Here is a 24,527-nt window from a genome sequence, read left to right as displayed (position 1 = left end):
AACCTACCTACAAAACCTCAAGCGAGATAAAGATCCTCTCCTCTCCGTGCATAGCTGGTACGCCACAGAAGTCAGCCAAAACAACACTAGCTATCGTACTCTCTGGTATTATCTTAACCCTGCCGATATTACTGCTAACGGTATTGATCCTGAAAAAATGAATGAAGCGATGCTTAACTTTGCCCAGGAGTGGGCTAACACTAACAGTTCAGGAGTTACGGAAGATGCTGTAAAAGAAGCAGTGGAGGAAATGACCCAAAACTTTGCCGAGATAACTGACACCATTTCGGAAATGACTCAGGAGATGGTTTCGGAAACTGTCGAGGAGATGACAAATGCCTTTGCAGAACTAGCTGAAAGTATTTCTGAGATAAGCGAAGAAGTTGTTTCAGAAAAGACCATTTTTCAGGTGATGATCAGTTTCTTTCAAGAGGAGGAATGGGCGTTTAAGCAGCTAGATAACTCAACCTTGCATCTCCTATTCCAAGGAAAAAATGGTCAGTTTAACTGCTATGCTAGAGCCAGAGAAGTACAACAACAATTCGTTTTCTATTCCCTCTGTCCAGTTAAAGTTCCTCATAAGAAGCGCAAACAGTTAGGAGAATTTGTTTGTCGCGCTAACTTTGGCATGATTATCGGTAACTTTGAACTAGACTTCAACACAGGTGAAATTCGCTACAAAACTAGCATTGATATTAAGGATAACTTTCTGACCGAAGAAACATTGAAACAGTTGGTTTACACCAATGTCTTAACCATGGATCAATACCTTCCGGGTATTGAAGCCGTGATTTCTAGCAAAACATCACCCGAAGAGGCGATTCGCTAACGCGATAGCTTCGCTTCACGCACAAATCGAATCCTGACGCGCAAATCGAATCCTGACTCATCCGAACACCGCGCGATCGCACTCCTCCCTTACTCATCAATCACCGCCGTGCGATCAAGTAATAGCAGCGATCGCAACTGATCGGTATCCATATCCGTTACCCAGTCTTCACCCGCTTCTACCGTCTGTTCCGCCAACTGCTTCTTGCTTTCAATCATGTCATTAATTCGTTCTTCCAGCGTCCCCGTACAGACAAACTTATGCACCTGTACATTGCGAGTTTGACCAATTCTAAACGCCCGATCTGTCGCCTGATTCTCCACCGCCGGATTCCACCAGCGATCAATGTGGAAAACATGATTTGCCCGGGTCAAATTTAGTCCTGTTCCCCCCGCTTTTAAGGATAAAATCAGAATTGGGGGTCCTTCGGGGTCATTTTGGAAACGGTCAATCATTTCCTCCCGTTGCTTCTTGCGAGTTGCGCCATAGAGGAACAAGATTTCCTGATCAAATTGTTTGGCTAAATAGGGTTTCAGCAATTTTCCCCATTCCGCAAACTGGGTGAAAATTAACGCGCGATCGCCTTCCGAAATCGCTTCCTCTAACATTTCCTGTAACCGCAGTAATTTCCCCGAACGCTTGGCGTCTTTTAAAGATTTCTCTTTTAATAATTGGGCTGGATGATTACAGACTTGTTTGAGTCGCATCAGCAAGGTTAAAATTAACCCCTTGCGCTTAATTCCCTCCGCTGCTTCAATTTCCACTAAGGATTCATCCACCAATTTCTGATACAGGGTTGCTTGTTCTGCGGCGAGTCCACAGAATACTGTCATCTCCTGTTTTTCTGGTAAATCTTGAATAATCGTCTTATCGGTTTTCAGACGGCGGAGAATAAATGGTTGTACTAGCGATCGCAAAGTTTGTAAGGAATCCCTGTCGCCAAACTTCTCAATTGGCATGGCAAAGCGGCGTTGAAAAAATTGGCGATCGCCTAAATATTGGGGATTGAGAAAATCTAAAATTGACCACAATTCCGACAATCGGTTTTCCACAGGGGTTCCGGTTAAAGCAATGCGAAATTCCGTCGCCAATTTCCGCACGGCTTGCGACTGTTTCGCGCCTGGATTTTTGATGTTCTGCGCCTCATCTAATACCACACCTTGCCAGGATACTGATTCTAGGGTTGTGGCATCTCGATACACCAATGGATAACTGGTAATTACCAAATCCTTAGTCTTAACGGCTTTGGCAAATGTCTTTCCTTTTGAACGTTTATCGCCATGGTGTACTATTGCCTTTAGAGTCGGGGCAAATTTTTTCACTTCCCGTTCCCAATTTCCTAGTACAGATGTGGGACAGACTAATAATGTCGGCGATTCTAGAATATCTTGTTCTTTTAAATAAAGCAGAAAGGCAATGGTTTGAATTGTGTTATGACAAAGAATGTTATTTGCCACAAAATTGTGATGGTGGCTAACTTCAAAATCATACACCCATCCCTCATAGTCGATATCCTCGATATCTTGAATCTGACAGTAGAAAACGTCTTGATCCAGGATATTTTGTCCCGTTTCCGCTGGGAATAAAGCAGAAGGCTGTTTAAAGGCAGAGGACAGATTGCAGATGGCAGAAGGGAATGAGGAAGGTGGCAAAGTAGACGTCAATGAGAACTGTTTAGACGGACTTGATATCACTCGTTCTCGACTAGCCCCTGAAAAGGGTTGTGAGACTAAATTTGGGTTATCTACCTCTATAATCCAGTCCGCGTAGGCGGACTTTGTTTGTGTAGCTGCGACTTCCAGTCGCCAGGTTTCTGGTTTACCGATTTCTGCCAATTGGCGCTGTTTTTCTGGATCATTAAATCCCATCTCTTGTAAGAATCGACGCGCTGAATTGCCACCAATTGTACCAATATATACGGATTTTCTGTCTGATGTAGTAGATTGGTCAGGGCGCAAGAATGGTGCCCCTACAGCCATTTGGACTTCGGTTTGGGAAACGTTAGAGTCAGTGTGAAGAAGAGATTTGGCATTGGTTTCTCGTTTATGTTGTGGTGTAATCTGCAACCAAATACCGAAGCGTCGTAGTAATACCGAGAGTTGCTGAATCAGTAAAGGGGAAGCTGTACTGATTTCAATACTCCGCATCTGAGAAATAACAGACGCTTCCGCATCGAAATAGTTTTGCAGGAAGATTTTTACCGTATCTAGATCTGCCTGCATAATAAAATCTGGAATAGATTGCTCACATCCTTGACTCATTTGCCAAGCCATAAACTTGACCAAATCCGGATCTTCGGGTTGCCCCTGCCAAATCATTTTGGCAGGTACACAGACGTAATCCCCCACCTGAAAATTAGTCGTCCAACCGTGATGGGTTAATAGTTTATGACGATAGGTAATCGTAATTCTGCTCCCATCTTTAAGCTTAACGGTGCGTAGTTTTTCCTGGACTCGCTGGCGATAGAGACGCTGAATGGGAGCGGTGGTTATTTTATGGGTTTGTGAGTCAATGGCATTAACCTGTAACAACTCTGTTGGCTGACTCCAAAATCCCTCTCCATCAAATTCAGTGTCTCCAGCATACTGTTTCCAAATATCTTCAGCTTGGATAACGGTGCCATTGACGGAAATTAATGTACTCGGCGCGACGCATTTTCCTAATCCCATATCGTCCGCTAAACAAGCCCCTAACCCCCAGCGTTCTAAAAAGGCTAACCAACTCGCTCCTCGCAGTTGATACGGGCGTAGTGTACCGTTAAAGTCTTGGGGAACGTCAATGGGTTCAATCGTGCGATTTCCAGTTAAATTAGTAATTAACTCTTGCAGCGCCCCGGATGCTTCAAAGTGAACGACAGGTAATTTTCCTAAAGTTTTAGTATCGCCTGTCGCCAGTCGCACAGCGTCTTCTACCGATAGACTCATATCCTCTTTTGACGCTTTCAAGATGGTTTGCGCCGCCCGCGCATCGGCAGGTTGGAGGGCAATCCATTCCCCATTCACTTCTACTAAGGGGGATTTGAGGGACATCAACCGTTGGAATTCAGATTTGGACAGTTTTGTATCACCAATGGCTAAATCCCATTTAAATTTCAGCAGGCTTTGTAATCCTAACCGTTCGTCTTTTTTGGATTTGGGCGCTTCTGCGGTAATACTAATACCGAGGCGTTTTTCCCCTGATCCGGGTGCTAATCCTGGGGGTAAAATAATCCCCAAGCCACTGTCTTGTAATCGCCATGCACTAGCTTTGATGAACTCGTACACTTGAACAGGGTTGAGTTCACAGAATCGAGGACAGCGTTCGCGTAAGCTGGCTTCTAGGGGCGGATAGAGACGAGAGGCTAATCCTAATCCCTTGAGTAAGGTTTCTTGAGGCTGTTCAATGGTTCGCCCGTGATAGTCTAATTGTTCGATAGGATGCCGCCAAATCGTTTTGGCATCGACTAATAAGTCTGCCTCATCCATGGCTTGCAAGTAAAAGTCAAGCCGCCAGTTGGCTTCATCGGGTTCTGGGGGTTGCAAGACTAAGCAGGTGCGGAAGAGATTTTGGGTTAAGCCTTGGGTGGTGGGAGTCACCAGATGCTGTTGAATCGAAGTTGTCCAATTAGACAGGGCGGTATCTAAACGGGCGATCGCCATTGGTTCGGCGTTCAGGCTATCTTTGGCGCTAGACAGGGCTTGCAGCCATTCGGGTAGGGGTGAGGTAGCGGTTGGGGGTGATAGTGATTCAACCCAATTTTGCACCTGAGTATCAATGGCGTGTCTTAAAAAGTTGAGGATTAGGGATTGGGGAGGTTGTGATTGTAGAGACGTTGCATGCAACGTCTCTACATTGCCGTCATACGCCTGACACGCCAAGGGCATGGATTGGGTAAACTGGGCTAACCGGGTTTGATCCGTGGCGCTGTCGATCAGGGGTTGCCAGTAGGCGATCGCTTCGCCATTAGACTGGCGATATAATCCGGGTAAAAATTTACACCGAGTCAGTAAGTCTAAACTCCAGCGATAGACATGTGTCCAAAATCGTAAATCTGATCCGACGTAATTATTGGCAACATTGAATCCCCCTAAGGGCAGAGATTGCAGGAAGGGAAGGGCGGTTGAGGGGGTGAGACGGTAGCCGGAAACCTGCCATTGATGCAGTTCCAAGGATGAAGAATCCTCTGTTGGGAGTTGGGCGGAAAGAATCGGGTAGGCTGATGTCTTAGCGGCGGCGGGGTGAGTGGGTAAGACGAAGACCTGGGTTTGCCAGGAGGCGATCGCCCTCTCGCTGTTTCCTTTGCCTTTTCCGGTTCCAGAGTCGGGAAGGGTTAAACCGCGATCGCCTAAAAATTCGCTTAACTCGGCTTGTGTCATCGCAAAAGGATGGGGCATAATCCCCCTCTTAGCCCCAGAGTCAACCGAGGCTAAAGGACGCCATTGTTCTCCCCAAATAAATAAATAATTATCAGATTCGCCGGTAATCCAACTACCATGTAAAATTGCCATGTTTATAGAAAAATGAAAATAGAATCCAAGACTATCAATTGCTGCTTGTCAAATTTTAATCAACGGGTGTGAGGCAGCAACTCTCGCACTCAGTCAGGGCAAGGTTCGTCGCATCTAGATAAGATAAGCAACGATATGGGTGAAACTCGACCCGACTGAACTCAAAACTCAGACACGCTATGGGTCTGGAAAATTCAAAACTCAAAACTCAAAACCAGGTTCCCTTGAACGGACGTGAAGGGTCAAAACTCAACACCCTTCTCAAAGCAGCATTATTCCATAAATGCTAGGATTGCGACAGAGAAAAAAACGTGATAAAGAGAGAAGGGTAACGAACCAAATGGTAGAGTTAGACAAATCAATATCCTTTGATGGACGGGATATTCGGCTAAGAGCCGGTCTACTAGCACCCCAAGCTGGGGGATCGGTACTAATTGAGTCAGGAGATACAGCGGTTTTAGTGACGGCGACTCGCTCGGCGGGTCGAGAGGGCATCGATTTTCTCCCCTTATTAGTGGACTACGAGGAAAGACTGTATGCAGCCGGTCGAATTCCCGGTGGGTTTCTGCGCCGCGAAGGGCGTCCTCCGGAAAAAGTGACACTCACCAGCCGTTTGATTGACCGCCCGTTACGCCCGTTGTTTCCCAGTTGGCTACGGGATGATATTCAGATTGTAGCGACAACCTTGTCCATGGATGAACAAGTGCCACCGGATGTGCTGGCGGTAACTGGGGCATCGGTAGCGGTACTGCAAGCCCAAATTCCATTCTATGGTCCGATGGCAGCAGTACGGGTCGGGCTAGTTGGCGATGATTTCATTATTAATCCAACATACCGCGAAATCGACAATGGTGATCTAGATTTGGTGGTGGCGGGTTCTCCCCAAGGTGTGATTATGGTGGAAGCCGGGGCGAATCAACTGCCGGAACGGGATATTATTGAGGCGATTGAATTTGGCTACGAAGCCGTACAGGATTTAATTGAGGCTCAGGAAAACCTGCTCAAGGAGTTGGGGATTGAGATTATCCAAGCTGAACCGCCAGAAGCCCCATCGGAACTAGAAGAGTTTATCCGCGATCGCGCGACGAAACCGATTAAGAAAGTTTTGTCTCAGTTTGACTTAGATAAGCATGGGCGCGATGATGCCTTGGATGAGATTAAGGAAAAGGAAATTCTTGCTCCCATCGCTGAACGTCCAGAGGATGACCCCCTGCGCGTTGCGGCTGAAGATGAGCAATTGCTGGGGAGTCTGTTCAAAGGCTTGACCAAGAAGTTGATGCGATCGCAAATTGTGGAAGATGGCGTGCGCGTGGATGGGCGTAAACTGGATGAGGTTCGTCCCGTGTCTTGTCAGGTGGGGCTATTACCCTCTCGGGTTCATGGTAGTGGATTATTTAACCGAGGCTTAACTCAAGTCCTGTCTACGGTGACATTGGGTACCCCTGGGGATGCTCAAGTGTTGGATGATCTGAATCCAGAAGAAGAGAAGCGTTACCTACACCACTATAACTTCCCGCCCTTTTCCGTGGGGGAAACCAAACCCATGCGATCGCCCGGACGCCGGGAAATCGGTCATGGGGCGTTAGCGGAACGGGCGATTATTCCCATATTACCGCCGCAAAATGAGTTTCCTTATGTGATTCGGGTGGTATCGGAGGTGCTTTCGTCGAATGGTTCAACCTCGATGGGTTCGGTATGTGGATCGACGCTAGCCTTAATGGATGCTGGGGTGCCGATTACCAAGCCTGTTAGCGGGGCGGCGATGGGATTGATTAAAGAAGGCGATGAAGTCCGGATTCTCACCGATATTCAAGGGATTGAAGACTTTTTAGGCGACATGGACTTCAAAGTCGCGGGAACGGATAGCGGGATTACCGCCTTACAAATGGACATGAAAATCACCGGGTTGTCCATGGACACCGTTGCTAAAGCGATTGAACAAGCCAAACCAGCGCGATTACACATCTTAGAAAAGATGCTGGCGACAATTGACAAACCCCGTCCTGATTTGTCAGCATTTGCCCCACGCTTGTTGACAATGAAGATTGATCCGGACTTAATTGGCTTAGTGATTGGTCCTGGCGGTAAGACGATTAAAGGGATTACCGAACAAACCGGTGCCAAAGTCGATATTGATGATGATGGCACGATTACGGTTTCTGCGGTTGAAGGGGAAAAGGCAAAGAAAGCGATTACCCTAATTCACGGGATGACCCGCCGCTTAGAAGAAGGGGATGTTTATGCAGGGCGCGTAACTCGAATTATTCCCATTGGTGCGTTTGTGGAAGTGTTACCGGGGAAAGAGGGAATGATTCACATTTCCCAACTGGCAGATTATCGTGTCGGTAAGGTCGAAGATGAGGTGGCTGTTGGCGATGAAGTGATTGTAAAAGTTCGCGAAATTGACAACAAAGGTCGGATTAATCTGACTCGTTTGGGAATTCATCCCGATGAAGCAGCCGCAGCGCGTGCAGCAGCGACAACTTAGACGGTTTTGGAGTTAGCCGCAGCATCCGCCAAGAACTCAAGTTCTTGGCTAAAAGCTTAAGTCCATTTTAATGGACTCCTTGATATGTAGGGTGGGCATTGCCCACCAGCCTTAAATCAGTAGCATTAAGTAGGTGGATGGAAATAAACTCAACCCGATTAAGTTATGTCAACAAGCCTCAAATCATTACGAATGACAAATGACAAATAACAAATGACGATCCCCACCGTTCACATTAATTATCCCCATCTACTTATGAACGATATCTATGGTGGTAAAAATCCCAGAGATCTCCCCAACTACAGCATTGGGGACGCCGCCCGCTACCTGAAAATTCCCGCCGCAACGATTCGTTCCTGGACAGTGGGACGAAACTATCCTGTTAGCGAAGGCGAAAAGAAATTTTATCCCCTGATTGAGGTCAAAAAAAGCCAACCGATTCGACTTAGTTTTACTAATTTAATTGAAGTTCACATCCTGCGTGCAATCCGAAAACACCACAAAATTGACCTGGATAAAGTTAGAGCGACACTAGATTATATTAACGAACAACTGCAAATCCCTCACCCCCTCGCCCACCAAGAATTCCAGACGGACGGAATTGACCTATTTATTGAACGCTATGGTTCTCTAATTAATACGTCAAAACAAGGGCAGACAAATCTCAAAGATGCCCTCAAAACCCACCTTGAACGCATCGAACTCGACGACAGGGGTTTAGCCATCAAACTCTATCCCTTTACCCGCAACGGCGAACAGGATAACCCTCGCTGGGTTGTAATTGACCCGCGTATTGCCTTTGGGCGTCTTGTGATTGCAGGAACTGGAATTCCCACCAGCATCCTCGCCGAACGCTATAAAGCTGGGGATTCCATTGATGATTTGGCTTATGATTATGATTGCGATCGCCTGAAAATTGAAGAAGCGATTCGCTGTGAAATGGATAATAAAAAAGCTGCATGAGCGAACCGTCAACAGAAATCGTTTTCTTCATCGACAGATGTTTAGGAAAACGGTATATTGTCGAAGCCCTCAAAGACACTGGAATTCCCGTCGAAATCCATGATGATCACTTTCCTCAAGCAGCCCAAGATGTAACCTGGATGCCAGAAGTCGGAAAAAGGGGCTGGATTATTCTCACCAAAGATGCCGCGATTGGCAGAAATAAACTGGAACGTCAAGCTGTCGCCTATGCAGGAATTCGTATGTTTGCCCTTGCCTCTCAAAATCTTTCGGGGAGAGAAATGGCTGAAATTTTTAGAGTTGCCATCCTCGAAATGCAGAAATTCATTGAAAAGAATCCAGCCCCCTTCATTGCCAAAGTCTATCGAGAAGGTAAAGTAAAATCATGGAAAACTCAAGCTGATCTCTTGGCAGAACTGGAAGAGGATTGAACGTCACTTAACTAATTACCAATGCCGTCGCAGAGATGGCGATCGCTCAGTCACGTAAATATGTAAAGTATATTTCTTAGGTTGTTTCAGTCTCCGTTCATGATAAAAACAATCGCTTGCCTACCTGTCAACATATAACTATGCCAACTGTTCTCAGGAAAGATGGCTTTGCTGTCCGTATCTACTTCAACGACCATTTGCCGCCTCATGTTCACGTCTTCAAAGGTGGAGGGCAAGCAAGAATTAGCTTGAGGGGTGAAACTGAATATCCGGAACTGGTTCAGATTGAAGGTTTGAGTAATAAAGAAGCTGTCAAGGCGTTGGAAATTGTAACCGAACATCAAATAGAACGACTCACAAAATGGGAGGAAATTCATGGTTAATTCAGGTTGGGATGAGACAAGGATTAAAGCCGCGATCGCTTCATCAAGAGAAGCCGCAGACATTGCCAATGCTGTTGAACCGAGGGCGGAGTCGGCGTATTATGACCCAAGTCGCGATCGCGTAATTATCAATTTGAAGAGTGGGACGACGTTTAGCTTTCCCCCAGCATTAGCGCAAGGGTTAGCCGATGCTTCTCCAGAGGATTTGGCTGAGGTTGAAGTGACGCCATCGGGAGATGGGTTGCATTGGGAGAAGCTGGATGCGGATTTTAGTGTTCCGGCGCTGTTGGCAGGTGTGTTTGGCACGGCGGCGTGGATGGCTCAGATTAAGATGAAGGTAAGTTAGGGCGCGATGTTTGTTTGTAAGTGGGTGGACATAATTAACGTGAACGGTGAAGATTGTCATTCGTCATTCGTCATTCGTCATTTGTAATTAAGCTAATTAGAAATGCCGTCGCAGAGAGCGCGATCGCTTTCACTCACGTTGGGGTTCGTTTTGAGATAATCTCGCGCCAAATTACACCCCTGTATCAGTAAGTTATCTAAATCCAGACTCCACAGTTTAATTGTATTATCTCTACTTCCAGAAACTAAAGTTTTCCCATCGGGGCTAAAACTTACACTATTTACCCATGAATCATGTCCAATCAGGGTGGCAATAGCTTCTTCTGTTTCTATATTCCACAGTTTTATTGTTTTATCACCACTTCCAGAGGCTAAGGTTTTCCCATTGGGGCTAAAACTTAGACTAATGACCGATGAATCATGTCCAGTCAGGGTGGAAATAGCTTCCCCTGTTTCTATATTCCACAGTTTTATTGTTTTACCACCACTTCCAGAGGCTAAGGTTTTCCCATCAGGGCTGAAAGTTACACTCCAAGCAGATGAATAATGTCCGGTAAGACTGTCAATAGCTTCCCCTGTTTCTATATTCCACAGTTTTATTATTTTATCAGCACTTCCAGAGGCTAAGGTTTTCCCATCAGGGCTAAAACTTACACTATTGACCGATGAATCATGTGCGGTGAGAGTGGCAATAGCTTTCCATGTTGCTATATTCCACAGTTTAATTTTTGTATCAGCACTTCCAGAGGCTAAGGTTTTTCCATCAGGGCTAAAACTTACACTATTTACCCGTGAATCATATCCAGTCAGAGTGGCAATATTTTTCCCTGTTCCTCTATTCCACAGTTTAATTTTTGTATCAGCACTTCCAGAGGCTAAGGTTTTCCCATCGGGGCTAAAACTTACACTCCTGACCCATGAATCATGTCCAGTAAGGGTGTCAATCGCTGCCCCTGTTTCCATATTCCATAGTTTTATTGTATTATCGGCACTGCCTGAAGCTAATATTTTTCCATCGGGGCTAAAACTGGCACTATTTACCCATGACTTATGTCCGGTGAAAGTTGCAATATTTTCTCCTGTTTCTCTATTCCACAGTTTTATTGTTGTATCAGCACTTCCAGAGGCTAATATTTTCCCATCGGGGCTGAAACTTACACTATTTATCCGTGAATTATGTCCGGTGAAAGTTGCAATATTTTCCCCTGTTTCTCTATTCCACAGTTTTATTGTTGTATCAGTACTACTAGAGGCTAAGGTTTTACCATTAGGACTAAAACTTACACTAATGATAGACAACTTGCTTTCTTCTAAGCGATTGTACGGCTTCAGCTTATTAACGACTTGCCATAGTACATTTGCAACTCGTACTTTTGTCGCAAAATCAACCTGTTTCTCAGATATCTGTTTCAGTGGTATTCCTGCCTGTAAAGCAGCTATCAGTGCATCAAATATTTTATCCTGGTTGAATAGTTCCTCGGAATATCGACTGAGACTATCACTTTGACCAATTTGAAGTTTTTCAGCTCGCCGCCTTTGAGATTCAGCTCGTTGTCTTTGAGATTCAGCTTGCCAGGTTAATCCAGCTAATCCAAATACAGCTAAGACTGAACCCACTAATGCTATCCTAATAAACCAATTAAATCGTTGTTCACCAATTCGACGTTGCTCTTTCTCTCTGTTCAATTCTTCTAAAAGTTCAGTCGTCTGATTTTGTCGAATAAAGGGAACCAAATAATCGTGAACTAATTGATAACGGTCATCCGGAGATTCTGGTATCCGCACCACTAAGCCTGAACCGACTAAAATTGGTAAAACGAAATCATCTAATTGACGCCTTTTAACCTGTAACCCTGCGGCGGCTAAATCTTTGCTCAATTCACTGCGAGTCTTCAAGGGACGAGTGAAATTTTCATCGGTTAGCCAATATAAAACCAATCGCGTAATTCTGTCATTCTCTTGACCACAGTCTTTGATCACATCCTCTAAATAGTGGTTCACTAATACTTCTTTAGGATTATCCCCCAATCTTCGATACTGTTCTAGCTGAGTAATCTTCTCCTCCTGAAGCTGTGCGCCGACTATCTGCAACTCAATCGGACGCACTGAATCCAACTCAACCGCTAAATCCTTAACCAGTTTCGTGATTAATGCTGGTTCTAAATAAAACTGGGAGCCTTGGGTTAACCGTTCAATGACTAATCTAGCTTCCTCTGGGGTAAAGTTACCTAAATAACAGAGAATATCCTTATCTAAAATATTATGGTCGATGGTTCCTAAATAGTTCAGGCGATTACACTCCAAGAGATAATGGAGATAATCTTCTCGCAGAGACAGAATTATTTTAACAAAGGGAATATCCAGACAATCCGCCAAAAACCGATAAAATTCCTGTCTTTTTCCTGGGTCTTTGGCAATAAAGAAAAACTCTTCAAACTGGTCAAATATCAGAACTGTTACCCAATTACGGTCTGCATTAGTCCGCAATTGTTGGAGAATTGCTACTGTTGAATTTAATGTTTCGCCCAATGCTTCTGCCAAACCGCTCCCCAACGTCTCCACCCAATTGGTATACACTCTGAAAACCACAGGGAAAGCTTCACGTTCTCCAATAAACTCTTGTCTAAGCACTGGTACTAATCCAGCCTGAATAATTGAACTTTTCCCGACACCAGATTGACCATGAATAATCGTGAGTTTATGGTCATTTCTGCGGATTCGTTGGATTAAATCTTTTATAAACTTTTCTCGACCCGAAGCAGCGATTTCTTGGGCAACAATCGCTTGTTGATTTGTTGATATCTCCACAACATTAATCAACTGCTTTTTCGATTGGAGATGAGACGCTCCCGTAAACGCCTGAAATCCAAATTGATATTCAATCGACCGTTTAGTTTGCTTCAGTTCAAACGCCTTTAGGTATTCCCCTTGGTTAAAATAAAGAGAGCGCAAAATTGCCAAAATTTTGATATAAAGCTGAGGAGCATAGTCTGGAGAATTTCCCTCTATTCCTTGTTCTAAATGAGCAATTGCCGCTTTAATTTCCCCCAAAGACTTACAAGCGCTGGCTAAAATGAATCGATAAAACCCATGTTCACGCGGATGACGTTCCGGACTTTGATTTAAAATAGTCAGTGCTTCTTGCGCCAGTGCTTTTGCCCATTGCCAGCGCGACTGATTCAGCGCTACTTCTGCTAACATTCCATAATCTTGAGCCACTTGTAGAGACGTACCATTCTGCTGATGTAACCTTTGAGCTAACTCAGCCCAATGCCTTAATTCATCCCAGTCTTGTAATTGTCGCAGAACTTCGGCAAAGTGGTGAATTGTTGGGGCAATTAAATCAAATCGCTGACCTTCAGCAAATTTCCAAATCGATTCTTGAAAATACGTTCTGCTTCTGTGCCAATCCTGCTCACCGTTCGCCGAATTTTGTTCAGCTTTGCGGGAATAACAGAGAGCGATATGAAACAGCAAAATACCCTGGCGTTCTGATTCCTCGATTTTGGTATCTATCAGCACATCCCGACAAGTCTGATAATGGGCTAAGGCTTCATCGAATCGGTGATGCTTAAAATCATTGAAGCCGCGCACAAATTCCAGATTAGCTGCCAACTCTGGCACTATCGCTTGCCCTCGCTTTTGTAACGCTGTCCAGGCTAATTCAATTTCGTCATAATTGTCCAGAGAAACCGTTAAATCAGCCCGAAAGAGTTTCTCAGTTTCCTGAGTTAAAAACTCCAGCAATTCCGCCGTTGTCCATTGAAACTCAACCGTCGTCGCCCAGCTTTCTAAATCAGGCGCTACCCGAATCAACCTTTGCCAAACCGGATCATTAATCCAGAGAATCAGGGGAAAAGAAAAATTATGACTCAACTCCTCTCGGATATAATTACTGGATTTGAACACACCAGTGAGATTCCTAACCGACTCTAAACCCAAGACAATGACAGCCTGAGGTGTTTCATCTGCCAATTCCCTCTTGATCAACCTGTAGAGAGACTCCACCGACTCCGGTAAAACCAACTCGCGAATCGGCACCGGAGAGACTTCCCGCAGACGTTGCACCATGCGCTGTCGTAACTCCCCATAGTTACAGCGCACCAAAATTAGGCGAAATTGTCCCTGGGATAGCCGAAGCGATCGCACGAGGGCGTTTAATGACTTCTGGTTATCTGCTACACTATCCTCTGGCTGGGGCGTATGAGTCATATCATGTCCGGTGGAATACTTACACTATCGGTTGAGACAAGGCAGAAGGCAGAAGGCAGAAGGCAGAAGGGAAGGAGGAAGGTTGCAAGGTACAAGGGAATAATGACTGTTTGGACGGACATGATATCATGGCTCAATATTATGCGATTCGCGTGCATCTTAACCGTGTAAAGTCTCTAATGTTTATTTTAATCCCTAAAGTTTGTCAATTTCGTCGGGTTCTTTACCATAAAGCGATACCTTGATCTGACCCCTCCCTAACCCTCCCCTTGCCAAGGGGAGGGAACTTGACTTTTGTCCACTTCGTAGGGTGCGTTAGCGAGAGCGTAACGCACCGCATCCTAGTTGATCACCATAGTGTTTGGTGACAAAGGTTTTAATCAATCGCAATCGAGTTGATATATCCTTATCTTCTTCTGGCAATGTCCACAAACAGTGAAAATGATCCGGTAAGAGTACAAACGCATCGATAGTAAAGGGACGGTTTTGACGAACATGAATAATCGCCGTTCGTAGGGCTTGACGGGCGATAGTGCTGATTAGCCACAATTGGCGGTTATAGGTAACTTGAGTAATGAAATATGTGCCGCCAGTAACGGTGGCTCTGCGGTAATTTGGCATAAGACATAATTGGTGGATTAGCATTGTAGGGGCGCACCGACGTGCGCCCAATTTTACGGTCAAATCTATTCCACAATTTTAGCTGTGTCAGAAGTTTTTGCTTAATATTATTTGGTGCGTTACGCTTTCGCTAACGCACCCTACAATTACTGTAATTTCTGTGGTGCGTTACTTTATACCAAATTTAAGTTTTTGCCCAACATTATTTGGTGCGTTACGCTTTCGCTAACGCACCCTACAATTACTGAATACCGTTTGCTTCTTGCTCCCCTCTCCCCGGCGTGGGAGAGGGGCTGGGGGTGAGGGGTTGAGCTTAAATGACATCAGTGCAACCCTACAATTCTGCGGCTTCTGCCAACATGGGATTAATATCAAACCAAGAACCCTGAGAATCTCGATATTCAAAGACGAACATATCGCGAATTAAAATTTGATATTTCTCTTCTCCCCGTAAACTTTTCTGCTGCGCTACTTCCCGCAAATATATCCATTCATCCTCGGTAATCGCTAAAGTTAATTCATTCCGCCGAAACCGAATAATATCTTCAATACAATCTCGCGAAAAGGGTGGATCATCTTGCTCAAGACATCGGGAAATTAGCATGAGTAATTGCCGTGCGTGTCCACCACTGATTTGACACAATCGCTTTAACGTATCGGGATGATCAAAGACTTCGGATAGACAATCTAGGCGCTGAACAGAATTCATATCTGGAAACGCTCTCGCTAATACCATTTGTTGCAGCAGCGCTATCCCTTCTTTACATTCACCCCCTTGGCGCAATTGCACGGGAACCATGGGTAAAACTTTGGGATCAACGCCAAATCGATTGGTTAATCGCCCCAAAGCATTGGAAAAAATTAAAAATAGGGGAATGGTATAAACAACGTGACAATTGAGTTGCTTTAACTGTTCGCCTCGGTCTACAAATAAGTACACAGGCTGAAGCTCACCTGTGGGTTTAATCGTGTTATCTAAGCGGTCAAGATTATCGATGATTACCACTAATCCTTTTTTGCCAATCCGCCTCAGTTTCTCCGTGGCGGGGGTTAAAAGTTCCTGATTAATCGCCTTTAAAATCCCATTGGTGCGGGGTTCTAAATATTGGCGTAACTGAGAACGCAGCCGGGGACTATCTTTCATTTTGGTGGTAATTTCGGCAATTCCCCCAGGTAACGAAAACTTGGCTTCGGATAACTCGATGGGGGTTTGTAATAAATCACCAATTTCGCGAAACAAGTTGACAAAATAGGCAGGGTGTAGTCTAATTTTAACCGCTTCCAAACTTTCCGCCACCGATCGCGCGATCGCCAACAGGATATCTGTCACGTCAACGTCTGCCATTTCCAAGACATGGCTAGACTCAAAATACACAACATGACACCCCTGTTTCTCTAATCCCAGCTTGAGTTGCTGCAATTCCGTAGACTTGCCACAACCGATATGTCCGGTAAATAATTGGCAGGTTGGTTTATTGGGAGATAGGCGAGTAATGGTTCTGCCGATCTGCTTAATCGTATTGCCGCCACGCACCGAGGAAAAATCGATATAATACTTCTGATCCTGGGGATTGGCAAATTTCAGGGGACTTGGGTTACAGGCTTGATAGAACTGCGCGATATCCATGAATTTAAGTGGGTGGACACAATTATAGCACTACGCACTAAGGTTAGGGCATAAAAGAAAAATTCAAATCGCTCAATCCCTTTATTAGTAAGCTTTTGTCTTCACTATTGCCTATTGCCTATTGCCTATTCCCTCCCCGCGTAGCGCTATACTTCAGGTTAAGTGATTGGGATTTGAATCCAGAACTCTGTTCCTTGTCCCGGTTCCGAATAACATTTAAGAATACCGCCATGTTTTTCCACCACAATCTGATGACTAATGGATAAGCCTAACCCTGTTCCCTTACCCACTGGTTTTGTGGTAAAGAAAGGATCAAATAAGCGATCGCGCACGGTTTCGCTCATTCCCGGTCCATTATCGCGAATCCGAATCACCGCTTGATTATTCTCTACAACCTCGGTGCTAATCCAAATTGTTGGATTCAGGGTTGATTGAGTCTTTTCTGTGCCACTTTCCTCGGCTTTAATTAGACCATCGAAGGCGTCAATGGCATTGCTAATAATATTCATAAAGACTTGATTCAGTTGACCCGCATAACAGGCAACCACAGGCAAGTCTCCATACTCTTTAATCAACGTAATCCCTGGCGAATTCCCACAGGGTTTCATCCGGTTGCGGAGAATCAGTAAGGTACTATCAATGCCTTCATGAATATTAACTGGCTTCATTGCGGCTTGATCCAGCCGTGAGAAATTCCGCAAGGAAATCACGATCTCTTGAATCCGATCTGCCCCCATCTTCATCGAGGAGAGCATTTTGGGCAAGTCTTCGATTAGAAAGGATAATTCAATGTCTTCGATAAACTCTTGAATATCAGGCTGGGGATTGGGATAAGATTGTTGATAACATTCGATGAGTTGTAATAAGTCGCCAATATAGTTGGTTGTATGGCTGAGATTCCCGGTGATAAAGTTAACCGGATTATTGATTTCATGGGCGATTCCGGCTACCATTTGACCGATCGTAGACATTTTCTCGGTCTGAATTAACAGCGATTGGGTTTGCCGCAATTCGTGTAAGGCTTGTTCTAATTGATTTGCCTGGGTTTGAGCCGCTTGCGCCGCCGCCCGGGTTTCGGCAAATAATTCTGCATGTTCGATCGCGATCGCCAGTTGATCCACGACGGCTTGCAGTAATTTAACTTCCCGATCGCTCCATTGGCGCGAACCCTGATAATGACTACAGATAATCGCCCCCAGTTGTCCAGTTTTGGTTTGTAGCGGTAACACTAATCCGGAGGTAATTCCCCAATCGACGAGTAGCGATCGGGTTTCGGGGGCTAAGTTTTGGGTTTGGCTGACATCATCAATTCGTAGAGGATGTAATCGGTGAATAATGTCGGCTAAGGGGGCAAGTTGTGGCGGCAGACAGTCCCCTAGTAAACTGGGTAAATTGGGATCTCGTGCTTCGTGGGTAACGCTTAAACTGGGTTGATCGGTGTTGGATTTTAACCACAAAAAGTGACAACCGTCAACCTCCAACAATCCCCGAATTTCGGTGACGGCGGTTTCCAGAATCGTATCCAATTCTAAGGAATTGCGAATTTGGCTAGCTAACTGAAACAGTAAGGATTCCCGGCGACTGAGGAGTTCTTCGCGTACCCAAATCCGGTCAATAGCTACCGCGATCGCATTCGCGACCCATCCTAATACCCCTTGTACGATTTTAGAGAAGGGTTGGCGATTGTGTAAGGCAATAAACCCAACCAGACGAGATTCGACAATTAGGGGATAAATTCCGATAAAGGTTTTGTTGGACAAGTCATGTCCCGGCGTTAAGATTGGACGATGAATCGGCTTCAGGGTTTGGGCGACTTTGGCGATTAAGCCTTGGTTGGTGAGGATGCGTTGGGGAAAAAGGTGTGTGGGTAACTGTTCACCACTATTCGCCTGCAATGCTAAGACTAAGGGAACTTGTGTCTCATCGGTAATCCCCGCTACGGTCCAAATCCCAGCGCCCAGGGCGTTTAGATGACGGATCATGGCTTCGGTACAGCGTTTAAGGCTTTCGCCCAGACTGTCGTTTTGTCCGACGAGAACCGCGCCAATATCGGCTTCTAAGGTAGACAGACGCGATCGTTCCAGCAGACTAGCTTTGCGTTGTTTGGTGTTGGTAATATCACGGGCGATCGCATGGACAACACCCGCTTCGGCTAAAGGTAAACAGTTCCAAGCCAGCCATTTATATGATCCATCTCGACATCGATAACGATGTTCAAAGTAAATATCTGATGAACTCTCTAAAAGGGTTTGCCAAGCCGTTAATGTCGCCTTGTGATCATAGGGATGGACGAAATCGAGGAAGGCTTCGGAGAGGAATTCTTCTGGGTTATACGCCAGGGTTTTTTGAAAGGCGGGATTAATGCGTTTAAACTTACCATCGAAACCAATTACCGCCATTAAATCTGGTGAGAGGCGAAAAAAGCGATCCAGTTCAATTTTGGCTTGTTTTTGTTCGGTGATATCCTTACAAATTGAGATATATTCATAAGGGTTACCTTGGTCATCAACCAACGGCACAATCGTCGTATCCACCCAATATAGGTTGCCGTCTTTAGCACGATCTTGGATATCGCCTCGCCAGATTTTGCCCTGAGAAATCCTGTTCCACAAGTCCTGAAAAAACTGCGGCGGATGATAACCAGAATTGAGTAAATGATGGTCAGCGCCGTAAAGTTCTTCCCTTGAATAGTGCGAGATCTGGCAAAATTTATCGTTAACGTAACGAATTTTACCGTGAACATCGGTAATTGCCACAATTGACGCCTGATCCAGCGCCACCTTCATATCAACCAGGTTTTGAGGAGACGTTTGCAAGACTTTTTCTAGGCGTTGACACTGATGCACCTGGGTTTCCAAATCAATCACTTTCTTTTGCCATTCTAACTGGGCGATCGCCTGTCGGCTTAATGCGGTTAGGGCGTCTTTTTGTTGTCCGGTTAACTGTCGCGGTACTCGGTCAATCACTAATAAAATACCGACCGTTTCCTGTTGAGGGGTAACTAAGGGAACGGCGGCATAAAATCGGATCGGGAGTGACGGGATCTGAGACTCAGATAGGGCGAGAGTATCTTCGACCACTAATAACGGCTTATTTTCGGTGATTATCTCCTGGCGGATTTGGCGACAAAACTCTAAGTATTGCGGTGTGGAATCGGCGTCTAAACCCACCTGTGAAGGCAACAACTGACCTTTAGCATCACAGAGACTAATCAGGGCGATCGGAGTTTGGACAACGCTAGCCGCTAACCGAGTTAAATCGTCAAATGTTGCCTTAGCAGCCGAATCAATATAGCGATCTGGATAGAGTTGTTCAAGGTTGACTGTTGTGTTACTCAATACTAGCGTGTTCATTAAACTTAACTACTCCTTACCCTTATCAATGCCAGATGCACGAGTGTTACGTCCTTGCCATGGATATGATGACTCCAGTTTGATCGATGTTGTCGGGTTGAGCCAACCCTATCCTGGCTTCAATATAGGACAATGTGTACATAGCTTAAGCACATTAGGAAACTTTTGCTTAAAGAAGGGCTTTAGTGTACTATTCGGGTTAGCCCAACGAAATTCTGGTCTGCTCAAGGTCGGTATCCTTGTCCCTAAACCTACTCGTTGGTCAGGGTTGTCGCTACCCAAATTAAAGTCTATACCTCGATTCAGACTCCCGCTTTCCTGGCTATGCAGGTGCTGCTTAGAAAGAAAATTCACAATGTTTTCCCTATTCAATTGGTACCTTAACACCAAGGTAATACGTTTTATCACATAGCCACAAGGGAGAGGTTTTGTTCCAGGAAAGGGGTAGGGAAGAGAGGTTAACCATGTTTCTCCTATTTTGGTTTTGGCAACGTGCAAGTTTACGCTGATGAGGCGTTTACCGCTTCTGATCAGGGGCATTGTGTTACGATCTTAACCAATTTTAGGATAGCTTTACATTTTCTTCATAAAAACAGCTAGGGTGGAGGAATAACGGGTAATATCAAGTCTGGTAGCATCGTTATCGTTATTACTTATCGGTAAACGGTTAAAAGGGTAGAAAGCTGTAGACTAAAAATAATTAAGCATCTAGTTTAAATTGAGTCGAAGTGGTCTACCGAATTTGGCAACGTTGTTTTTGGGGAGTCTCACTGTTCCTCAGTGTCTTCAGTTTGGCGGTAGCGGTTGAAGCCCAACCTGCACCCGTGTTTCTTCCGTTTATGGGACGTATCCAAAAAAATTTGCCTGTGGGGTTAGCGATGCGCTTACCCACTGAGTTACGGGTGAATGATCGGTTGGATATTGATCCAAACCAACTGATTGTCCGGGTTTTTCCCTCCCAAGCCCCCCCAAGTTATATGGTAAGTCTGTTTACCTGCGATCGCAGCCCTCACTCCTGCTTACTGGGTAGCTTTTCGGTACACCCCAAGCAGTCGGCGAGTGCTCGGCGTGATCTCCAACGCCATGAAACCCTAGGCGATCGCATTACGTTAACGCCTACTGTGGCGGGATATCTGATTGAAGGACCGACTCAAAATCCCTCCTACCCTTTCTCAACCGTGATGTGGCAGCAAAATGATATGATTTATACGATTAGCTTTCCTGCCATTGAGCGACAGAATATTCTCTACATGGCGCTTTCTATGGCAAGGGAACCAGGGTTTTATCGTCGTTTTTAGGGAACAGGGAACAGGGAACGGGGAACAGAGAATTTATAATTGATTATTCAGGACTTGGCGAATGAGATCGGCTGGAACTTGATCGGTTATCGTTACCTCCCCAATTTGCGTAGGCAAAATAAATCGCACTTTGCCATCTTTGACTTTCTTATCGGTTTGCAAGGTATCAATAATTTCATCAATATCCAATCCCGGTGGTAACTGAGTCGGTAATCCGGCTTTCTCAATTAACGCCTTTTGACGTTCCGCTTCCTGAGATGTCCACATCTGAAGGTCTACGGCAATTTGACCCGCCGCAACCATGCCAATTGCCACGGCTTCGCCATGATTAACCACTTTATACCCGGTTAAACTTTCCACCGCATGACCAATCGTGTGACCATAATTTAAAATGGCTCTTAATCCGGCTTCTTTCTCATCCTGACTCACAACATCGGCTTTAGCTTGGCAAGAACAGGATAAAATAAAGGACAATAATTCCTCATCTAAATACCGCCGTTGGTCGAGACGCTTTGTACTCTCCAATTTAGTAAATAATTCAGCATCCCAGATGACGCCATATTTAATCACTTCTGCCATTCCCGCCCGTAATTCTCGTGGGGGTAAGGTTTGTAAGACGTGCGGATCAATTAACACAAAGCGGGGTTGGTGAAATGCACCAATTAAGTTTTTGCCTTGGGGATGGTTGACTCCTGTCTTACCGCCAATCGCTGCATCCACCATGGCTAACAGGGAGGTGGGAACTTGCACCACATTAATCCCCCGTAACCAGGTAGCCGCCGCAAATCCGGTCATATCCCCAATTACGCCTCCCCCTAATGCCACCATGGTTGAAGAGCGTTCTAAGCGGTTCTGGAGGGCAGCATCATGGATTTTTTGAATGGATTTGAGGGTTTTGTACCGTTCGCCTGCGGGTAAGGTACAATGAGACACCTGATAGCCGACTAACTTCAGCGCCGCGATCGCCCGTTCTCCATAGCGGCGAAAAATGGCAGGATTGGAGACGAGGAGAACCTTTTTCCCCAGTTTCAGCCGACTCATCCAGACGCCGATATCATCCAAGCTTCCTGGCGCGATCGCAATATCGTAAGACTGTGGCGGTACTTCAACCCGAATCACTGACTTCATCTGATTTTCTCTAGCAACTGTGGGCTGTATTTTATCCCACTTAATGATTTAATGGTCTAAAGTAAGACGTTTTTGAGAGAACGGTAAATGTCTGGATCTGGAATTATTGCCTACTTTTTAATCCTCGGTGGTGCTACGGGTGTCGCCCTAGCCCTGTTTTTTGGTCTCAAAGCGGTCAAATTGATTTAAACCGAGAGATGAGACCCAACAAATTCTGGTTGGGTTTCACGTCGTTCAACCCAACCTACTACTCATTTACCACCACCCGTCTAGGAGTATAGCCGTGAACTCAAGTTCCAGAACCCAAGCTAAAACCCGTTAAAACGGGTTAAAACCTCTAGTCAGCTTTAGCTGACTTTAGCTATCAGCCGGAAATTTATTTCCAGGCTGACTTGATATAGCAGTAGACACATCGATTAGTACAAAAACACTCCCTGGAGACGTTCCACCTGAACGTCTCTACGAATTTATAATGTCCTAACGGTCGATAGACGAACCCCAATAAAAATCGGTTGGGTTTCACTCCGTTCAACCCAACCTACTGGCGTGGCACAGCTAAAATTGTGGAGTAAATTTTACCATTGAATCGGGCGCACGCCATGCGCCCCTACGGTTTCTTTTCCGTAATTCTAATTCATCTTGCTTATACTAAATTCGGGTTAACTCCCCCGGTTATCACCCAGTCCGCGCAGGCGGACTTTGGCAAGTGTAGCAGCGATTTCAATCGCCTCCTCTTGCTCTAATACCAACGCGATCGCACCTCGAAAATCCTATTCAAACCTGGGTGGTTCTTGTAGCTGATTTTCCGAAAAACTGAGGGGACTATGGGAAGGGGGTAAACTATTCACTGTGGCAGGTGTGCGAATTCGTTCGAGCTGACTCAATGCCCAACGCGCTGTTTCCTGAACATCAGCCTCTGGATCATCTAAGGCATAGGATAATAACTGACTAATTTGTGCCACTAATTCATACATCAAGGTCACATCCCGAATTGCGTTTTTACGCACTTGGGGATTATCATCCTGTAGGGAAAGCGCTAATGCCCGATTCATCGGTTTAAGTGTCTTCATGCCAATTTGGGATAGCGCTTCTACAATTAAACTGCGCTGTTGAGAATCAGACTCTAGCATTAGATTCACCAACGGTTGTACCGCTCTGGAATCTCCCCGTTGTGCAAGTTCCCAAATCGCTTTGCGTCGTTTGGCAGGATCAGAGTCTTGTAAGTCTTTAATTAATTGATTCACCCCATTTTTTTTCGCTAGCCGATGCTTGGGTTTAGTCAGTGAGGTTCTAGGTGAGGGTTCAACAGGGGATGGCGATTCAGTCAGGTGGGAGTCAGTCACGCTTAATCCTGACGGATTGTATCCATTTTTATCGGCTTCAGAAGCAGGAGATGGGGTATCAACCGATGGGACGGGTGATGATTCTAGCCCATTGCTACTCGACATTACCATGGGTGTTTCCGGTTCCTCTGAAGGGGAAGAGGGCGGAGACTCCTCGGCTTCGGCAGAGGCTTGTCTTTTTTTCGGATTGTCTATTACTTTGAGTAAAAAGAATACAAATGCCCCAAATATGATTATGGTTCCAGACAAACCAGCGAGTATCCACAAGAGTTTTTGGCGCTGGTTGTTGGATTGAGCTTGTTCGGCGTTTTTGTTGTCCTCTTCCGCGTTTTCTGCTTCTGCGGAAGGCGTTTCTGGTTCGGGAACTTCCGCCGCCGCTGATTGCAGCTTCGTCCATGTCGTTAAACCAACAACACCATCAGCATCAAGATCAACTGATTCCTGAAATTCAATAACAGCCAGCCTAGTGCTGTCTCCATAGGCGCCATCAGGTTCACCTTCGTAATAGCCTAGCTTTTTCAGCCGCGTCTGCAAGGCTTGCACCGTTTCGCCTCGACTCCCCACTTGCAGGGGTAATTCCTCAATCCCTGTGGGACTCGGAGACTGGGCGAGGAGTAAGGGTGGGGATAGGTTAACCGATGAATGGGCGATCGCAGGATTTAATCCCACAAAAGAACCAATGCCCATAAACCCACCCAGGCAGGTCATGTAGGCAGCTAGAAGTACGGGGGAGCGATGGCAAGTCATAGGGAAATTAGGAACTTGAAGGGTTAGAAGCTGTTTGCTAATTTCTGGACACATCTAGACATTTCTTCCTGTTTGGGTACTTTTCACCCATAGCTGTAGCCATCCTTTCGATGAATTGGTTTTTCTACATATTCGAGTTTGATGCCAATGCGTTTTTTGCCAGTTGTCGGATAGATCTCACCTCTGCCGTTGCTGTATGGGCAAAGTCGAGCAACATAAGTTCCTGTGTTCACACCTTTTGGGATGACCGTTTTCACGATGTCGCCAGTACA

The 24,527-nt window shown here is 45.5% G+C and carries 14 protein-coding genes and 1 pseudogene; 8 read left to right on the top strand and 7 right to left on the bottom strand.

All coding sequences use genetic code 11. The features are described 5' to 3' along the window. A partial coding sequence (locus RIE73_RS21185) for a YbjN domain-containing protein (RefSeq protein ID WP_446403070.1) occupies positions 1–829 on the top strand: 829 nt, incomplete at its 5' end. An 89-nt stretch (positions 830–918) separates the two neighbouring features. On the opposite strand, the gene RIE73_RS21180 is transcribed toward RIE73_RS21185, so the two are convergent. Then, positions 919–5,316, bottom strand: a complete 4,398-nt coding sequence (locus tag RIE73_RS21180; RefSeq protein ID WP_446403069.1) for an SNF2-related protein — start codon at positions 5,314–5,316, stop codon at positions 919–921. Between the two features lie 340 nt (positions 5,317–5,656). On the opposite strand from RIE73_RS21180, the gene RIE73_RS21175 reads away from it, so the two are divergent. From RIE73_RS21175 to RIE73_RS21155, 5 genes are all read left to right on the top strand, one after another. After that, positions 5,657–7,804 carry a polyribonucleotide nucleotidyltransferase gene (locus RIE73_RS21175; RefSeq protein WP_446403068.1) on the top strand — a complete coding sequence of 716 codons (2,148 nt, stop codon included), beginning with the start codon at positions 5,657–5,659 and terminating at the stop codon, positions 7,802–7,804. 255 nt (positions 7,805–8,059) lie between these two features. Then, entirely contained in the window at positions 8,060–8,767 is a 708-nt protein-coding gene (locus RIE73_RS21170) for a DUF433 domain-containing protein (protein ID WP_446403071.1), read from the top strand. Beyond that, the gene (locus RIE73_RS21165; RefSeq protein ID WP_446403067.1) at positions 8,764–9,198 is read left to right on the top strand and encodes a PIN-like domain-containing protein; all 435 of its coding nucleotides are present in this window, start codon (positions 8,764–8,766) and stop codon (positions 9,196–9,198) included. Before RIE73_RS21170 ends, RIE73_RS21165 begins: the two co-directional genes overlap by 4 nt. Before the next feature lie 140 nt (positions 9,199–9,338). After that, a complete protein-coding gene (locus RIE73_RS21160) occupies positions 9,339–9,581 on the top strand; it encodes a DUF4160 domain-containing protein (RefSeq protein ID WP_446403066.1) in 243 nt (80 codons plus the stop codon). Beyond that, complete coding sequence (locus tag RIE73_RS21155; RefSeq protein ID WP_446403065.1) at positions 9,574–9,927, top strand: DUF2442 domain-containing protein; 354 nt, start codon at positions 9,574–9,576, stop codon at positions 9,925–9,927. The genes RIE73_RS21160 and RIE73_RS21155 overlap by 8 nt, the downstream gene beginning before the upstream one ends. Positions 9,928–10,019: 92 nt before the next feature. On the opposite strand, the gene RIE73_RS21150 is transcribed toward RIE73_RS21155, so the two are convergent. From RIE73_RS21150 to RIE73_RS21135, 4 genes and pseudogenes are all read right to left on the bottom strand, one after another. Next, complete coding sequence (locus RIE73_RS21150; protein WP_446403064.1) at positions 10,020–14,138, bottom strand: WD40 domain-containing protein; 4,119 nt, start codon at positions 14,136–14,138, stop codon at positions 10,020–10,022. 339 nt (positions 14,139–14,477) lie between these two features. Beyond that, a pseudogene (locus RIE73_RS21145) lies at positions 14,478–14,759 on the bottom strand (REP-associated tyrosine transposase); the annotation flags it as partial. A 334-nt stretch (positions 14,760–15,093) separates the two neighbouring features. Continuing rightward, a complete protein-coding gene (locus RIE73_RS21140; protein ID WP_446403063.1) occupies positions 15,094–16,386 on the bottom strand; it encodes a P-loop NTPase fold protein in 1,293 nt (430 codons plus the stop codon). 158 nt (positions 16,387–16,544) lie between these two features. Further along, positions 16,545–19,739, bottom strand: a complete 3,195-nt coding sequence (locus tag RIE73_RS21135) for a PAS domain S-box protein (RefSeq protein ID WP_446403062.1) — start codon at positions 19,737–19,739, stop codon at positions 16,545–16,547. A gap of 728 nt (positions 19,740–20,467) precedes the next feature. Here RIE73_RS21135 and RIE73_RS21130 point away from each other — a divergent pair. Beyond that, a complete protein-coding gene (locus tag RIE73_RS21130; protein ID WP_446403061.1) occupies positions 20,468–21,037 on the top strand; it encodes a hypothetical protein in 570 nt (189 codons plus the stop codon). A gap of 33 nt (positions 21,038–21,070) precedes the next feature. On the opposite strand, the gene aroB is transcribed toward RIE73_RS21130, so the two are convergent. Beyond that, positions 21,071–22,165, bottom strand: a complete 1,095-nt coding sequence (gene aroB, locus RIE73_RS21125) for a 3-dehydroquinate synthase (RefSeq protein WP_446403060.1) — start codon at positions 22,163–22,165, stop codon at positions 21,071–21,073. Positions 22,166–22,252: 87 nt separating this feature from the next. On the opposite strand from aroB, the gene petL reads away from it, so the two are divergent. Beyond that, positions 22,253–22,354: a cytochrome b6-f complex subunit PetL gene (gene petL, locus RIE73_RS21120; protein ID WP_446341844.1), complete on the top strand. Its 102-nt coding sequence runs from the start codon at positions 22,253–22,255 to the stop codon at positions 22,352–22,354. A gap of 581 nt (positions 22,355–22,935) precedes the next feature. Here the strand turns inward: petL and RIE73_RS21115 are convergent. Next, on the bottom strand, positions 22,936–24,216 hold the full coding sequence (locus tag RIE73_RS21115) for a peptidoglycan-binding protein (RefSeq protein WP_446403059.1): 1,281 nt from the start codon (positions 24,214–24,216) through the stop codon (positions 22,936–22,938). Positions 24,217–24,527: the final 311 nt, after the last annotated feature.

The sequence above is a fragment of the Coleofasciculus sp. C1-SOL-03 genome (genome assembly GCF_040220555.1).
Lineage (GTDB): Bacteria > Cyanobacteriota > Cyanobacteriia > Cyanobacteriales > Coleofasciculaceae > Coleofasciculus.
Note: the sequence above shows the minus strand (reverse complement) of the source record. Positions and strands in the feature narration are given on the sequence as shown.